General features: G+C 64.1%; 12 protein-coding genes. 4 read left to right on the top strand and 8 right to left on the bottom strand.

The window, feature by feature from the left end; translation table 11 throughout:
• The first annotated feature begins 27 nt into the window (after window positions 1–27).
• The 3 genes from V6657_RS14195 (at window position 28) to V6657_RS14185 (ending at window position 3,042) form a co-directional block, all read left to right on the top strand.
• The gene (locus V6657_RS14195; protein ID WP_048933107.1) at window positions 28–1,236 is read left to right on the top strand and encodes a ribonucleotide-diphosphate reductase subunit beta; all 1,209 of its coding nucleotides are present in this window, start codon (window positions 28–30) and stop codon (window positions 1,234–1,236) included.
• A gap of 149 nt (window positions 1,237–1,385) precedes the next feature.
• Window positions 1,386–1,817 carry a DUF1090 domain-containing protein gene (locus V6657_RS14190; RefSeq protein WP_048933106.1) on the top strand — a complete coding sequence of 144 codons (432 nt, stop codon included), beginning with the start codon at window positions 1,386–1,388 and terminating at the stop codon, window positions 1,815–1,817.
• Window positions 1,818–1,959: 142 nt separating this feature from the next.
• Window positions 1,960–3,042, top strand: coding sequence for a M14 family metallopeptidase (locus tag V6657_RS14185; protein WP_048933105.1), 1,083 nt, complete (start codon window positions 1,960–1,962; stop codon window positions 3,040–3,042).
• Window position 3,043: 1 nt separating this feature from the next.
• Here the strand turns inward: V6657_RS14185 and V6657_RS14180 are convergent, their stop codons facing one another.
• The 6 genes from V6657_RS14180 to V6657_RS14155 form a co-directional block, all read right to left on the bottom strand.
• Window positions 3,044–3,940 carry a DMT family transporter gene (locus V6657_RS14180; protein WP_048933104.1) on the bottom strand — a complete coding sequence of 299 codons (897 nt, stop codon included), beginning with the start codon at window positions 3,938–3,940 and terminating at the stop codon, window positions 3,044–3,046.
• 107 nt (window positions 3,941–4,047) lie between these two features.
• Window positions 4,048–5,403 carry a hypothetical protein gene (locus tag V6657_RS14175; protein WP_048933103.1) on the bottom strand — a complete coding sequence of 452 codons (1,356 nt, stop codon included), beginning with the start codon at window positions 5,401–5,403 and terminating at the stop codon, window positions 4,048–4,050.
• A 135-nt stretch (window positions 5,404–5,538) separates the two neighbouring features.
• Window positions 5,539–7,086, bottom strand: coding sequence for a methyl-accepting chemotaxis protein (locus tag V6657_RS14170; RefSeq protein WP_048933102.1), 1,548 nt, complete (start codon window positions 7,084–7,086; stop codon window positions 5,539–5,541).
• A gap of 228 nt (window positions 7,087–7,314) precedes the next feature.
• The gene (locus V6657_RS14165; RefSeq protein WP_048933101.1) at window positions 7,315–7,770 is read right to left on the bottom strand and encodes a DUF2147 domain-containing protein; all 456 of its coding nucleotides are present in this window, start codon (window positions 7,768–7,770) and stop codon (window positions 7,315–7,317) included.
• Window positions 7,771–7,835: 65 nt separating this feature from the next.
• Entirely contained in the window at window positions 7,836–8,948 is a 1,113-nt protein-coding gene (locus V6657_RS14160; protein ID WP_048933100.1) for a collagen-like triple helix repeat-containing protein, read from the bottom strand.
• 140 nt (window positions 8,949–9,088) lie between these two features.
• The gene (locus tag V6657_RS14155; protein WP_048933099.1) at window positions 9,089–9,931 is read right to left on the bottom strand and encodes a collagen-like triple helix repeat-containing protein; all 843 of its coding nucleotides are present in this window, start codon (window positions 9,929–9,931) and stop codon (window positions 9,089–9,091) included.
• Window positions 9,932–11,702: 1,771 nt separating this feature from the next.
• On the opposite strand from V6657_RS14155, the gene V6657_RS14150 reads away from it, so the two are divergent.
• On the top strand, window positions 11,703–12,311 hold the full coding sequence (locus V6657_RS14150) for a histone H1-like DNA-binding protein (protein ID WP_048933096.1): 609 nt from the start codon (window positions 11,703–11,705) through the stop codon (window positions 12,309–12,311).
• 253 nt (window positions 12,312–12,564) lie between these two features.
• Here the strand turns inward: V6657_RS14150 and V6657_RS14145 are convergent, their stop codons facing one another.
• Together V6657_RS14145 and V6657_RS14140 are read right to left on the bottom strand one after the other, a co-directional pair.
• Window positions 12,565–13,032 carry a membrane protein gene (locus V6657_RS14145; RefSeq protein ID WP_031329719.1) on the bottom strand — a complete coding sequence of 156 codons (468 nt, stop codon included), beginning with the start codon at window positions 13,030–13,032 and terminating at the stop codon, window positions 12,565–12,567.
• Between the two features lie 9 nt (window positions 13,033–13,041).
• Window positions 13,042–13,977 carry a carbohydrate kinase family protein gene (locus tag V6657_RS14140; RefSeq protein WP_048933095.1) on the bottom strand — a complete coding sequence of 312 codons (936 nt, stop codon included), beginning with the start codon at window positions 13,975–13,977 and terminating at the stop codon, window positions 13,042–13,044.
• Window positions 13,978–14,025: the final 48 nt, after the last annotated feature.

Below are 14,025 nucleotides of genomic sequence, written 5' to 3'. Positions count from 1 at the left end.
CCAACAGAAATACAACGGAGAAACTCCATGCTGAGCTGGGACGACGACGTCAAACCTGCCGCACATCCGCAAGCTGCGCCGCAGCCCGCGTACCAACCGCAGCCGCAACTGCAACCTGTCTCTGCTGACCAGGGTGGCGTGCTGCCGCCGTCGGCCACGCAAGCTGTCGGCACGGGCATCCTGGGCAACAACCCGAACGCTGCCGCCGCACAGAGCAACCGCCGCGTGAACGCCGCCGACAAGCGCGTCATCAACGGTGCCACCGACGTCAACCAGCTGGTGCCGTTCAAGTACAAGTGGGCGTGGGAAAAGTACCTGGCCGGCTGCGCGAACCACTGGATGCCGCAAGAAATCAACATGTCGCGCGACATCGCCACGTGGAAGGACCCGAACGGTCTGACCGAAGACGAGCGCCGCATCATCAAGCGCAACCTGGGCTTTTTCGTGACGGCTGATTCGCTGGCCGCCAACAACATCGTGCTGGGCACGTACCGCCAGATCACTGCGCCGGAATGCCGCCAGTACCTGCTGCGCCAGGCGTTTGAAGAGGCGATCCACACGCACGCCTACCAGTACATCGTCGAATCGCTGGGCCTGAACGAGGCCGAGATCTTCAACGCGTACCACGAGGTGCAGTCGATCCGCGACAAGGACGAGTTCCTGATCCCGTTCATCGACACGCTGACGGACCCGTCCTTCAAGACTGGCACGCCCGAGAACGACCAGAAGCTGCTGAAGTCGCTCATCGTCTTCGCCTGCATCATGGAAGGCCTGTTCTTCTACGTCGGCTTCACGCAGATCCTGGCGATGGGCCGTCAGAACAAGATGACCGGTGCGGCCGAGCAGTACCAGTACATCCTGCGCGACGAGTCGCTGCACTGCAATTTCGGTATCGACCTGATCAACCAGATCAAGCTCGAGAACCCGCACCTGTGGACGGCCGAGTTCAAGGCCGAGATCACGGAGCTGTTCAAGAAGGCCGTCGACCTGGAATACCGCTACGCAGAAGACACCATGCCGCGCGGCGTGCTGGGCCTGAACGCCCCGATGTTCAAGGGCTATCTGCGCTTCATCTGCAACCGTCGCTGCCAGCAGATCGGCCTCGACGCGCTGTTCCCGAACGAGGAGAACCCGTTCCCGTGGATGAGCGAGATGATCGACCTGAAGAAGGAACGCAACTTCTTCGAGACGCGCGTGATCGAGTACCAGACCGGTGGTGCGCTGTCGTGGGAATAATCGAGTCCCGCTCCCAAGCTTGAAAAAAAGGCCCGTTCGGGCCTTTTTTCATTTGTCACGGCCTGTTGAAAATCAGTTGAATCTGATGGGGTGTGGTCACAAGCCGCCCTATCGTGGCGATTCGATGGACTGAATATAAGGACGCTCCTATGAAGAAGACCCTCCTCGTCGCCCTCACGCCATTTGCCTTGCTGGGCACGTCTGCGGCGTTTGCCGACACCACGAACTGCGCCACCAAGATCCGCGCGATTGAAACGCAGATCGAGATGGCCAAGCAATACGGCAACACGTTCCGGGTTGCCGGCCTGCAAGATGCGCTGGCGAGCACCAAAGCCAACTGCACCAACGCCGGACAGGCCGAACACGCTGAGCGCAAGGTGCGTGAAGCCGAGCGGGACGTGCAAAAAGCGCAATTGGAGGTGACCGAAGCCGAGGACAAGCTGAAGGAATCCCGCAGCAAGGGTGAGGTCAAACGCATCGCCAAGGCGCAGAAACGACTGGCCGAGAAGCAGGACAAACTGCGCGAGAAGCAGGAAGACCTACGCAGTGCGCAAGCGGATCTGACCGCGCTGAAGGGCTGAGTTTTTCAGCGGGTGTCATGACTGGACAGACAGGGGTTTCGGCCCCTGTTTTTTATGGACTCGCTGGAATTGCCTGCATTTGGTCGGGCCCTGATAATCCGAAACGTACGACCGTTGTCTTCCCACCATCCCTGGGCCCCAAATGACCGTCGAATCCTTCTTCTCCCAGACCTACGATGAAGCGCGCGCCAAGTTCCTGACGGCCGCCCAGGCCCGGGGGATGGGCGTCGAGCGGCATCTCCACCCGGATGCGCTCGGGCCTTCCGGAGAGCCGCTTTCCATTGACACCGCGCTGTTCTCGCCGGCACAGGCCGACGCGCTGCTGGTCGTCACCTCCGGTGTGCATGGCGTGGAAGGATTCTGTGGCTCGGGTTGCCAGATCGGTTTGCTGCACGACGCCGAACTCTTCGCACGGCTGGCGGCGTCCAGGCTGGCGCTGCTGCTGGTGCACGCCGTCAACCCATATGGCTTTGCCCATTTGCGGCGTGTGAACGAAGACAACGTCGACCTCAACCGCAACAGCGTCGATTTTGCCGAGGCGGCGTCGGCCAATCCGGCCTATATCGAAGTCGATCCGCTGCTGCTGCCGTCAACGTGGCCGCCCAGCCAGGCGGATCAGGCGGCGTTGCAGCACTACATGGTCACGCGCGGCGAGAAAGCTCTGCAGGACGCAGCAACCAGCGGGCAGTACCGCGTGCCAGACGGCATGTTCTACGGTGGCACTGCCCCCTGCTGGAGCACCATGCAGATGCGCGGACTGGTGTCACGGCACGCGGCGGCCGTTTCCCGTTTGATATGGATCGACCTGCATACCGGGCTCGGCCACTACGGCCACGGCGAGAAGATTTTCAACAGCCCCGACCCGGCTGAACTTGATCGCGCCATCCGCACGTGGGGTGCCGATGTCCGGCCGATTGCTGCGCCCGGGTCGGTGTCATCCGTGGTCAAGGGCGATCTGGTGGGCGTGGCATACGAGCTGCTGCCCGAGATCGAGAAAACCTGCATCACGCTGGAGTTCGGCACGCTTGCCCCACTCGCGGTGCTGCAGGCCCTGCGGGCCGACCACTGGCTGCATCGACACCCTGAGCAGGGCGCTGCGCAGGCAGATGGCATCCGCCGCACGCTGCGTGACGCGTTCTATTGCGATGTGCCGGAGTGGAAAGGCATGGTCTACGCGCAGACGCGCATGGCCGTGCTGCAAGCCGTGGCGCGGGTTTCCGGCTAGGTCACTCGCTGTGCGCTGACTTGGGTGCACGCACCGTCAGTGCGCACCCTGCAGAAGCGGCGATGATGGCCAGAATTGCCGTCCACTGCCGTCCGGTCAGTTGCTCGTGCAGCACGATGGCCCCGGCCAGCGCACCGATGGCGGGCTCCAGGCTCAGCAATACGGAGAACGTCTTACCCGGCAGGTGCTTGAGCGCCACCATTTCCAGCGAATACGGAATCGCGCTCGACAGCAGCCCGATGCCCAGCCCCGCCAGAATGAGCGACGGTGTCAGCAGTGCGGACCCCGCCTGCGCCACGCCAAACGGAATCGCGAACAATGCCCCCACGGTCATCCCCAGCGACGTTGCCTGGCCCGCATGCAGGCCACCGAGGTTCTTGCCGGTCAGGATATAGAGCGCCCAGCACACACCGGCCGCCAGCGCATACGCTGCACCCAGGTGATCGACCTGGCCCACCGCCTTGTCGCCCACTGACAGCATCAGCAGGCCCACCACCGCCAGCCCGATCCACACGAAATCGAGCGCCCGGCGCGACAGCACCACCGCCAGCACCAGCGGCCCGGTGAACTCGATGGCGATCGCAATGCCGATCGGCAATCGCTGCAGCGACAGATAGAACAGCAGGTTCATGCTCGCCAGCGTGACGCCGTACATGGCGATGCGACCGGCGTCGGCTCGGGTCAGGTGCAGGCGCCACGGCCGCCAGAACGCCAGCAGGATCGCCGCCCCAATGGTGACGCGGTACGTGACAGTGCCCGCTGCCCCCAACACCGGAAACAGCGTCTTGGCAAACGAGTTGCCCAGGCACACGGAGGCCATCGAACCCATCAGGGCAAGAATGGGCATCCAGGGGGACGACGTGAGGGAGGTGGAAGAGGCGGGGGCAGCGGAAGACATGGGCGGTGCAGCAAATGCAACGCTACAGCATAGCCGCACACCGCCGAGAAAACGTTGCGTTCTCGGAAGTGTGCGTGCGGGTTTTTCTCGAAACGCGGGGGGAGCGCTTACAGGGCAGCGGCGCTGGGGCGGATCACGTCGATCAGCAGCACGCGCTGACCTTCTCGTTCGCCGTCGGGGCGTGGAGTGACGCCGCGCTGCGGGCGTGGGGCGGCCAGTGGTGCCGGGTCTTCTGCGCTCATGCCGAACACGGCCAGCTTGGACGCTGCGATCCGCTGCAGTGTGCTGCGCACGCCGGGCACATCCAGGTCTTCGGGGTCGAAGCCGGTGGTGGCCGTCCAGTCGTCGCGGACAATGTCCTGCAGGCCGTTGGCCATCTCGAATTGCAGCGATGCGCCGAACCCCTTCTGCAGCGAATGCGTGCCGAGCAGGTATTCCGCCGTCAGGAAGCCGCGCAGCCGCGTCCAGAATGCCATCGAGGAGATATTGCCGCTCTTGAGCGCGTGGCTTGGGGCGACTTCCCAGCTATGGTCGAGCAGCTTGTTGATCAGGCGCCCCCAGGTCGGCACTTCGGTGCCGGCGGAGCAGTCTTCACCCGCGCCTTCGGGGCGGGCAAGCTGGCGCAGCAGGCCGGTGAACGAGCCGGTTGCCGGACGCACGCCACCTGCCTGCGGGCCGGAGGGCCAGCGCCATTGCAGCGGCGAGAGCGGCCGGGCGCCGGGCCATTGCGAATGGGCCTGCAGGCCGGTGCACGGTGTCAGGTAACGCCACTGACGCTGGTCGCGGCCGATGCGGCGCAGCGGCTCCAGCTCGGCCGACAGATCAAACTTGCCGAGGAAGGCGGCATTGCGCGACTTGATCGGCGAGCGTGCGTAGACGTTGAAGTCAGGCCAGCCTTCGTACAGGTTGATCTGCGGTAGCGTGTGGTGCTTGTCCAGCGCATCGTCGGGTTGATCGATGCGGCGGGCGGTGAGGAACAGTGCGCGGCAATCGAGCGTGGGCACGGCACCGCGCAGGCGGAACAGTACGAGCAAGTCGCCGAACTCAGCGGGGCGTGCTTCGGCGCGGGCCGGATAGGCGTGCGGTTGCTCTTCGGGCCAGAACGTCGTCAGGCGCAGGGCAGCGCCCGGAAATGCGCTGCGCAGTCCTTGCCGGAGCAGGCGCAGGCCATCGGCACCACGCAGGATACGCAGAATGGAAAGATCGTCACGCAGTGCGGCGTCGGGATGCGGGCCACGGCCGCCGTTCTCTGCTGCCAGGGCAAACCGCCACAGGGCGGTATCGCTGGCCAGATCCTGCGCGGCGGCATCGCGCGCGGTGTTGGGGCGACCGCCAGACATCGGCTCACGGGCGCCGCCGGGCGTGTCTTCAGGGTTGTCTCCTGTTACGGCCTGGGCGCTGGTAGTCGACCCGGCAATCGCGCCAGTAAGGCCCCTGAATGGCGGCCGGTTGCGCTCGGGCATGGCTATTCCAACGTGTTGTTTGTATTGATTCCTCTGCCGCGCAGCATAACACCATGCGGCAACCCCGAAAACGGACCGCCGTCCCTCCACTCGTTGGGGATTTGGGCGGCATTCGGCCCGCTGTCGGGCACTGGATCAGACCGTGCGGAACGACGCCACCGCGTCGCGCAGCACCTGCGCCTGCTCTTCCAGCGATAGCGCTGCCGCCGCGGCCTGTTCGACCAGTGCAGCGTTCTGCTGCGTCACCTCATCCATCTGGTTGACGGCCTGGTTGACCTGCTCGATCCCCGAGCTTTGCTCGTCCGACGCCGAGCTGATCTCGCCCATGATGTCGGTCACGCGCTTGACCGCCACGACGACGTCATTGATCACGCTGCCGGCTTCGGCCACGAGCGTGGTGCCGTTTTCAACGCGGCCCACCGAGTCGCTGATCAGTTCCTTGATCTCCTTGGCTGCCGTGGCACTGCGCTGCGCCAGGCTGCGGACCTCGCCGGCCACGACCGCAAAGCCGCGTCCTTGCTCGCCCGCCCGTGCCGCTTCCACAGCGGCATTGAGCGCGAGGATGTTGGTCTGGAACGCAATCCCTTCGATCACGCCGATGATGTCGGCGATCTTCTTACTGCTGTCGTTGATGCCGGCCATGGTGTCCACCACCCGGCCAACCACTTCGCCGCCCTTGATGGCGATGGACGATGCGTTGCCTGCAAGCTGGCTGGCCTGGCGCGCGTTGTCGGCGTTCTGTTTCACGATGCTGGTGAGTTCTTCCATGCTGGACGCCGTTTCTTCCAGCGAGCTGGCCTGCTCTTCTGTGCGCTGCGACAGATCCGCATTGCCGGCGGCGATCTGCTTGGTGGCGCTGGCAATCGAATCTGCCGACGTCTTGATATGGCCGATGGTGCCGGTCAGTTGCTGCTGCATCTGCGCCATGGCGACCAGCATGCTGTCGCCGTCGTCCGGGCGGGTTTGCACGCGCACGGCCAGGTCACCGGCGGCAATGCGGCGGGCCACCTCGGTGGCGTAGCTGGGTTCACCGCCCAACCCGCGCTGTACGTTGCGGATGATGAGCGACATGGCCACCGACACCACGCCACCCACCAGCAGGATGACGATCAGGTTGGCGATGAGCGAGTGGTGGTAGGCCGCATCCACCTCTTGCAGGAACACCGCACTCGACAGGTTCCAGTCCCACGGCGCAAAGCGCTTCACGTAGCCGATCTTGGGCAGCGCGGTTTCGCTGCCGGGCAGGCGGCCCTGGTATTCGGCAAAGCCAAAGCCCTTGTCCTTGGCCGCATTGACGATGGTCGGGTAGACGGGTTTGCCGGTCGGGTCTTTGAAGCCGGCGGTGCTCTTGCCGACCATGTCGGCCAGTGTCGGATGCATCAGCAGGATGAGCTGCGAATCGACAACGAACAGGTAGCCGGTAGTGCCATAGCGCATCGAGGCGAGGGTGGCCAGTGCGGTCTTCTTGGCGTCGTCTTCGCTCATGGCACCGGATTGCGCTTTGGCGTGATACAGCTTGGCAATGCCCTCGGCCGCATCAACCAGGTTCTGCAGGCCGACCTTGCGCTCATCGAGCATCGTCGAGCGGGTTTCCATGGCACTCCACACGCCGACGCCAATCAGGCCCAACCACATCAGGGCCAGCGCCAGGCGCAGTTTTGCTTTGAGTGTCCACTGTCGCATGTCGCGTTTTCTCCACTTTGTTGTGCCCCTAGCGGGCCGTTCCCTCCGGGTGTAACGGCGGTCGGCGGCTGGTTCTTTAGTGAAGGCTTAATTCAGGTGGAGCGTAGAGCGGCGCTGCGTATGCGCAAAAAAGAAGGCGCCGGCTTGCACCGGCGCCCGAAGAGACGGCGCCCCGCTTACAAGGCGGGGCACCGCCGCGCGTTGGGAGGCTTCTTTATTAGCGGGGGATCACTGCTCGCGAATCCACGTTTGCGAGCGGCCAATCAGGCTGATGCCGATGAAGCCGCGCACGGTGAGTTTCTGGCCCGATTCATCGAGCGACATCTTGGCGCTGTAGACCTTGCCGTTTTCCGGGTCGAGGATGTTGCCGCCATCCCAGTTGTTGTTTCCGTTCGCCTTCAGATCCTTCAGGATGGTCAGGCCCTGGATCGGCTGATCCTTGCGGTCGTCCGTGCACTTGGTGCAGGTCTTGTTCTCGTCGCCCGGCACCAGGATCTTGGTGACCTTGCCCGTGAACACGCCGCCGTTATCGACGATCGTCACCTGGCCTTTCTGCTTGCCCGTGTTGTCGTCGATAGTCTTCCAGGTGCCTGCGGGCGTGGCCTGTGCGAAAGCGCCGCCAGCCGCCAGTGCAAGAGCCAGCGCGCCGGCCAGACGTGCGAGAGAGTGAGGGGTGCGTTGCATCGTGGTGTCTCCTTATCAGGGTAAAAAAAATCGGTGAGGGTGATCGGCCGCGCAGATCGTCTTGATCAATGCGCGCTCAGCGCGCCGGTCAGGGGGGACAGCGGATTGCTGCCGGAGCCGCCGGCGGCGTTCGTGACGCCACCCAGCGCATTCGTGATCGGGGCGAGCGGGTTGCTACCGCCGGCTGCACCACCCAGGGCACCCGTGACCGGCGCCAGCGGATTGCTGCCGCCGGCTGCACCACCGAGGCCGCCGCCCAGCGCATTTGTGATGGGTGCGAGCGGATTGGTGGAGCCGCCGCCACCGCCGTTGACCAGGCCACCGGCGCTGGCCACCGTGCTGCCCACCGCGCCAACGAGGCCACCCACGTCACGCGTGAGTGCATTGCCGCCGGCTGCGCCGACTTGCGCGCCGCCGCTCTGCAGCGCACCGCCCACAGTGTTCAGCGCACCAGCCAGCGGGGCGCCCAGCATGGTTGCCGCGCCCACCTGCTGACCCGCCCCCGCAACCTGTGCAGACAGCGGCACGATCGCATTGCTCAACTGCTGCGTGACCTGCTGCACCGGTCCGCTGGAGGTGCCAATGGTCACCAACCCACCGGCGCCTTGTGCCACCTGGCCGAGTGCCGACACACCGCTGCCCACCGGCGACGTGATCGGATTCAGCGGCGCCAGCGGGCTGCCAGCGGCGCCCAGATCGCTCACGGTTTGCCCAGCATTCACCAGCGTGACGCCTGTCGAGCGCACCACGTCGCCCGAGCTCTGCACCGTCGTGCCGACCGGGTCGGGCGTCGAGCCGATCTTGCCCAGCCCGTTGCTGATGCCACCGCCCAGCGTTTGGACCGTGTTGCCGGCGGAGGTGACTGTTGCACCCAGATCCTTCTGTGCTGCCGTGCCGCCCACGATGGGCACCGATGCGGTGCCGATGGTCGTGCCGAGGTCGCTCACCGTCTTGCCGGTCTGCGTGACGACGTTGCCGCCGTTGCTCGCAACGTTGCCGACCGGCACCGCGCCCGGGCTGTTGTTGGCGTTCGACGACGGGGTGGTATCGCCGTTCGGATTGCCACCCGAGGCGCAACCGGCCAGCGCGAGCACGGCCAGTGCGGCCGCCGCCAGCAGCGTGCGCGATGACGCGGATGACGAAGCAGAAGAGGTTTGGAGCGGGGTTTGAATCTTCATGGTGAGTCTCCTTGTAAGCGCGGCCCGTACCGCGTAATCACCACCGGGTGTCAGAAGAACGCGCATCTGGCGTCCAGTGGGCAGCATCCGCCTGCGTTTGCCGTCGAATGCAAAGAAAGTTTTCCTAAGCGCTGAGGCCCTCAGCGATGTGCACCGGGTGACGTGCCCGACAGCAGCCCGCCAACCAGTCCGCCGACCGTCGAGCCGATGCTGCCCAGCCCGCCGATTCCACTCGCAGGCGAACTCGTGGTTGCGCCGCCACCGAGCGTGCCGACACCGGGAATCGCCGCCGTCAACGACCCGACAGCGGTCGTCACCGGTGCCAGCGCGCCGCCGAGCCCACCAGGCAGCGCACCAGCGAGTGCGTTGCCCGGCGCAGTAGCGCCGCCGCCGGCAGAAGGCGCAGTCGGCGTGATCACCGCCGACAGCCCGCCGGTGATCGCGCCGAGCGCAGTCACCGCATTGCCCAGCGTCGACACCAACGCATCGCCCTTGCCAGCCGTGGTGATCGTCTTGCCTTCGCTGCCGAGTGCGCTGCCCAGTGTCGTCAGCACACCGCCGACCGGCGTGCCCAGACCTGTTGCCGCGCCCAGTGTTTGCGTAGCGGAAGTCAGCGTGGTCGTGAGCGGTACGATGGCTGCCACGGTGGTCGTCGTCACCTGCTCGACCGGACCGGTCAGCGTCGCGATCGGCGTGCTACCGCTCGACGTGCTGCCGGTGCTGCCCGATGTGGTGCCGCTGCCGTTGCTGTTCGACCACGTGGGCGAACTCGACGCCGTAATCGTCGGCTTCGATCGCGCATCGCTGCCGCCGCCTAGCGACGTTCCCATGTCACCACTGCCCGAATTCGCACACCCGGCCAGCAATGCCAGCGACGCAGTTGCCAGAGCGCAAGGCATCCGGCGCAACGCATGACGCTGGAGCCGCGGGAAAACCCCACACTCCGGTGGGTTCGAACTGAACAAGAACGCTGGATCGCGCATCTTGTGCCTCCACTGCTTAGAACGCTTCTGTTGGACCCCTTCTGTCTTGCGCTCTTTCTTCGTCGGGTAGCTTGCTCACCGCGTGTCTGACACGTGGGGTTGGCAACGACTTCCCTGTCTCATCGCGGACCACGCGCCGGTCCGCACCACGCCGCGCGATCGATGCCGTGCTGACGTGGTGATCGGATCGTGAAGTGAAACTGAATGGCATGACAATCAGCGCCAACCTGACACGCCGATATGCGATTGCAGCATTCCAACTAGGTCGATCCGTGTAAAACGCCAGCTGAAGCTGGTCTCGGAGTATCGACGCTGCAGCAAAGTTGGCGCCCGGATTGCCGTAGAACAATCCTTCTATCGTCGCAAAACCGCCTCGTTTCAAACGCGATCGCGCGCGGTTTTCAGTCGCTGCTGAACAGGGTTTTCCCGCGATGAGCGACATGTCGGCGCGTGCGTGCGTCGCTGTGATCGCGCGTTTGTGCCCACGATGCATGTGCATATGTTCGTTTGCGCGTTCACCGACATGCACGACGACGTTGGTGCGTCCTCTCGCATCGACATCGATGCGAATGCGCCGACGCGGTTCACCTCGACACGCATCCCGCCCTCGGCGATCACGCATCCGATGCGCGGCACGCGAATTGCGGCACGAGCATGCGTTGCGTCGGCCGTGTTGGTCATCGCGATTGCATCGTGCTCGCACATCGCGCGTTGCACGCGAGCGAGGCGTGAGTGAGAAGCGCGTCATCGATGTCGATGAACACGCTCAACGTGTCGATGTGCATGCGTGTCGCGCGTCGATTGCGTGCCATCGCGCGAAAAAATCGCGCGCGTTGTCGTATCCGCGCATCGTTTTTTTAGACACGCATCGCGCTGCTCGCGCAACCGACACACACGACATCGCAGAGTGCACGCGTTGCGCGCGTGCATGCTTGCGAGCGAGACGGTCGCAACATTGCGTGTTGCTGTAAACCGGCATGAACATTGGGTTCGCGGGAAGCGAGTGTCTGCGCGAAGCAACGCGTTGACGTGATGTCACGACGCAAGAAAATGCGCATTCGAGAGGTCGACATGCATGCGTGCGCGATCCAAATCGCGACGACGCACAGACGCGGCGCAATCCTTCACCAAAACTCGCCGCGCTTTTTGCATAAATCTCTTAACATCACCGCGCAAACGAATTATGATTCGCCTTGACAAGACGTTGACTTCGATGCAAGGACGGTTCGCGCGATCAACGACGATGAACTTCCAAGCAAGCGGCAAGTGAAAGGTAGTCGAGGAGCGTAACCACTTTGATGCACGCCACGCCGACAGGGCTGTTTGAACTCGGTGCCGTCTCTGCGATCCCTTCGTTGGGATGGGCGTACTACCCCCAAAAGAAAACGCGCGCTCTCCAGATTTCCGCTGTCCGCAAAGTCACGCTGCAAGCGGCTTTGCACTCTACACAGCGACTCGCGCAAGATCAGGTTTCAACCGGTGTGGCCACGATGCCCCGGTTCTCTCAATTGATGAAGACTCGCCGGATGCAGTTTGTCCGGCCGGCTGCGGCTGCGCGTGTGTGCCCGGCCGAGGTGTGCAACTTGCTGCGTGCGTCCACCGCGCGGGTTGCGGGTCTTCCTACCGAATTCATTAGCGTGCGACTGCAGTTTGGTGGCGCGCCGATGAATCGCTCGCTCGGTTGGTCTGGCGATGCCAATGCATCGTGGGATCGGGCCGGTCGGGTTGCTCAATCTCGATAGTTCGATACCCAATCTCGAAGGAGTTTCCCATGGCAACTGCTGCTAAGAAGAAACCGGCCGCCAAGGCCCCGGCCAAGAAGGCCGCTGCGAAGAAGGCTCCGGCCGCTAAGAAGGTCGCTGCAAAGAAGGCTGCTCCGGCCGCCAAGAAGGCACCGGCAAAGAAGGTTGCTGCCAAGAAGGTTGCAGCTAAGAAGGTCGTTGCCAAGAAGGCACCGGCAGCCAAGAAGGCCGCAGTGAAGAAGGTTGCTGCCAAGAAGGCACCGGCAGCTAAGAAGGCCGCAGTGAAGAAGGTTGCCGCCAAGAAGGCACCGGCAGCTAAGAAGGCTGCAGTGAAGAAGGTTGCTGCCAAGAAGGCACCGGCTGCCAAGAAGGCTGCAGTGAAGAAGGTTGCTGCCAAGAAGGCACCGGCTGCCAAGAAGGCTGCTGCTAAGCCTGCTGCGAAGAAGGCTCCGGCTGCCAAGAAGGCTCCGGCTGCTAAGAAGGCTGCTGCCAAGCCTGCTGCGAAGAAGGCTCCGGCGAAGAAGGCTGTCGCTAAGCCCGCTGCTGCTCCGGCCGTTGCACCTGCTGCTGCACCCGCTGCCAAGACCGCGCTGAACCCGGCTGCTGCATGGCCGTTCCCGACTGGCAACCGTCCGTAAGTCATTCTTGCGACGGTGATCCTCCGGGACCACAGCGGCGCGCTGGTCGCGCCCACCTGATCGGATACAGCGTATCCGGTCCGCAAGACCTGGTGTCTTGCACCGCCCGCCGATCGGCTCACGCCCCGGCGGGCTTTTTGTTGTCCGTGCGATGGGCTGAGCGTCTTTCGCATGCAAAAAAAACCGCACCGGCGCGATGCCGATGCGGTCTTGCTGATGCGTCATGTCGCCAGCCCAATCGGCCAGCGATCGATCAGTGCGTCACGCGAGTCACGCCGCCCGACGACAGCAGGCGTACACGCTCGCCGGGGCGGAAGGCCTCGTCGGCGTCTTGCGTGATAGCGCGGTACTCGCCGTTGTCCAGCTTGACGGTGATTTCCAGGCCGGGGCGCTTGTTCATCTGACCTTCGATCGCGCTGCCTGCAACGCCACCCAGAATCGCACCCAGCACACCCGCTGCCACCGAACCGTTGCCGCGGCCAATGGCAGCTGCGGAACCGATGCCGCCGATGGCGCCGCCGGCAATCGTGCCCACGCCGGTCTGCTCGCGATCGATCACGACGTTGCGGACCGAATCCACCGTGCCGAAGCGCACGGTCTGCTCGCGCTGCGCCTGCCCCGAGGTATAGGCGCTGTTGGAGTTGGTGCCCATGGCGCAGCCTTGCAGGCCAAGGGCGGCGACCAGCATGGTCGCAGCGCCGATGCGATAGATGGGTTTCATGTTCATTCCTTATTGATACCGGTACCCGAAAGCAGATTCGAAGCGTCGGGCAATCTCGTCGACGGGCAGGCCGTGATTCTGCGGGCCTTGGCAAGCGATCTTGAGGGAGCCCATCAGGCTGGCGAGCCGGCCGGTGGTTTCCCAATCCAGACCGTTCTCGATGCTGTAGAGCAGGCCGCCGCGGAAGGCGTCGCCGCAACCGGTCGGGTCGACCACACGTTCGGCCGGCACGACCGGAATAGTGTACTGCTTGCCGCCGGCGTGAATTTCCGCCCCTTCTTCCCCGCGCGTGACGATGAAAGCCTCGACGCGTTGCGCAAGCTCCGTCGCACTGTAGCCCGTGCGTGACAGCATGACCTGCGCTTCGTAGTCATTGACCACCACGTACGTGGCGAGTTCAACGAAGCGACGGAGGTCGGCGCCGTCAAACAGCGGCATCGCCTGGCCCAGGTCGAAGATGAACGGCACGCCGGATTCGGCAAATTGTGTGGCGTGGTGCAGCATGCCGTCGCGGCTGTCGGGGCCGACCAGACCCAGCTTGGCCGGCAGCGCATCCTTGACCGAATTCACGCTCGACTGGCTCATCGCGCCCGGGTGGAACGCGGTGATCTGGTTGTTGTCGCGGTCGGTCGTGATCATGGCCTGTGCCGTGAACGTGTCCGGAATTTCCGTGACATGCGCGGTCGAGATGCCGAGCTTCTTCAGGTAATCCAGGTACGGCCCCGCATCCTGGCCGACCGTGCCCATGATGATGGGCTCGCCGCCGAGCAGCTTGAGCGTATAGGCGATGTTGCCTGCGCAGCCGCCGAACTCCCGGCGCATGGTCGGCACCAGAAAGGAGACGTTAAGAATGTGGATTTTGTCCGGCAGGATGTGTTCACGGAAGTGCCCGTCGAACGTCATGATGGTGTCGTAGGCAACCGAGCCGCAGATCACGCTGGCCATATTGGAAGGCTCCAGATGTGAACGCGGCCGTCCAAGCGGACGGCCGTG

It is taken from the genome of Ralstonia sp. RRA (assembly GCF_037023145.1).
Classification (GTDB): Bacteria; Pseudomonadota; Gammaproteobacteria; order Burkholderiales; family Burkholderiaceae; genus Ralstonia.
The sequence above is the reverse complement of the archived record's forward strand: the minus strand, read 5'-3'. Positions and strand labels throughout refer to the sequence as shown.

Excerpts from the sequence above, each read along its gene's own strand:
- V6657_RS14145 (WP_031329719.1), bottom strand. The coding sequence starts at position 13,032 with ATGAAACCCATCTATCGCATCGGCGCTGCGACCATGCTGGTCGCCGCC.
- V6657_RS14140 (WP_048933095.1), bottom strand. The coding sequence starts at position 13,977 with ATGGCCAGCGTGATCTGCGGCTCGGTTGCCTACGACACCATCATGACG.
- V6657_RS14190 (WP_048933106.1), top strand. The coding sequence starts at position 1,386 with ATGAAGAAGACCCTCCTCGTCGCCCTCACGCCATTTGCCTTGCTGGGC.
- V6657_RS14170 (WP_048933102.1), bottom strand. The coding sequence starts at position 7,086 with ATGCGACAGTGGACACTCAAAGCAAAACTGCGCCTGGCGCTGGCCCTG.
- V6657_RS14180 (WP_048933104.1), bottom strand. The coding sequence starts at position 3,940 with ATGTCTTCCGCTGCCCCCGCCTCTTCCACCTCCCTCACGTCGTCCCCC.
- V6657_RS14185 (WP_048933105.1), top strand. The coding sequence starts at position 1,960 with ATGACCGTCGAATCCTTCTTCTCCCAGACCTACGATGAAGCGCGCGCC.
- V6657_RS14155 (WP_048933099.1), bottom strand. The coding sequence starts at position 9,931 with ATGCGCGATCCAGCGTTCTTGTTCAGTTCGAACCCACCGGAGTGTGGG.
- V6657_RS14160 (WP_048933100.1), bottom strand. The coding sequence starts at position 8,948 with ATGAAGATTCAAACCCCGCTCCAAACCTCTTCTGCTTCGTCATCCGCG.
- V6657_RS14195 (WP_048933107.1), top strand. The coding sequence starts at position 28 with ATGCTGAGCTGGGACGACGACGTCAAACCTGCCGCACATCCGCAAGCT.
- V6657_RS14175 (WP_048933103.1), bottom strand. The coding sequence starts at position 5,403 with ATGCCCGAGCGCAACCGGCCGCCATTCAGGGGCCTTACTGGCGCGATT.
- V6657_RS14150 (WP_048933096.1), top strand. The coding sequence starts at position 11,703 with ATGGCAACTGCTGCTAAGAAGAAACCGGCCGCCAAGGCCCCGGCCAAG.
- V6657_RS14165 (WP_048933101.1), bottom strand. The coding sequence starts at position 7,770 with ATGCAACGCACCCCTCACTCTCTCGCACGTCTGGCCGGCGCGCTGGCT.